The organism is Blautia caccae, assembly GCF_040095955.1.
Taxonomy (GTDB): domain Bacteria; phylum Bacillota; class Clostridia; order Lachnospirales; family Lachnospiraceae; genus Blautia; species Blautia celeris.
This window is the reverse complement of record NZ_JBBMFP010000088.1, coordinates 1-905: the sequence shown is the minus strand read 5'-3', so window position 1 is coordinate 905 and position 905 is coordinate 1. Positions and strand designations below refer to the sequence as shown.

The window sequence follows — 905 nt, the reverse complement described above, 5'->3', positions numbered from 1 at the left end:
ACAATATTAAAATTCGCCGCCATAGGTGTCATCAGCGTTCCGCAGTAACCTGCTGTCATACCAAGTGCACCGATTACCGCAGGATTCCCGCCCTGCATAATAACGAAGGGAACACCGATTCCTGCTGTAATAACAGTAAACGCGGCAAATGCATTCCCCATGATCATAGTGAAAATGACCATACCAAAAACATAGATTATAACTCCTATTACGATATTTCCTTTGGGAACTACGGAGGAAATCATATTAGAAATAACTTCACCCACACCAGCCTCTGAAAATACACTTCCCAGTGCGCCCAGCAGCTGAGGCAGCAAGCAGGCGGCTCCAACCTGCATAAGCAGACGTGAAGTATCTTCTCTTGTCTCGCTTACCTTTGGTTTACAAATGACAAATGCCAAAATCAAGGCAAGTACACAGGCTACACCTGTCATAATTGCTCCATTCAGCGCTGTAGGAGTGGCAACTCCCTCTGCATTCACAGCATCATATTTCACAAAAGATAAAACCAGAGCAATAACACCAACGGTGACTGCCGGAATAAATATTTTCGTTCCGATTCTCTCGCTGGCCGCCTGCTTGGACTGTGCGGCAGCTTCCGTGAACTTACCCATTTTTACCTGTTTTGTAAGAGTCAGGCAGCCCATAACCAACAGCATTGCGCCGGTAACCACAGGAGGAAGAACTTTACCCAGCATGAAGATCAGCCCTGTCAGGATCCAGAAAATAATTGTTCCGACTTTTGCCTCTTCGTTCTTTCTTGCACGGAAAGAGGTATCAAAACATACCAGTCCGCAGAGAACATAGAAAAATTCCGGGAAATAAATCCCTAAAAAATCTGTCATTATTTCTTTCCTCCCTTCACCTGTCTGTCAAACAGGAATACCTGTACCATCGTCAGGATG

The 905-nt window shown here is 45.2% G+C and carries 1 protein-coding gene; it reads right to left on the bottom strand.

Annotated elements, in window-relative coordinates; genetic code table 11:
* Positions 1 to 845 (bottom strand): 5-oxoproline transporter, DUF979 family subunit (locus WMO65_RS26310; protein ID WP_349064895.1); only part of this gene is annotated, 845 nt, incomplete at its 3' end.
* Positions 846 to 905 lie beyond the last annotated feature (60 nt).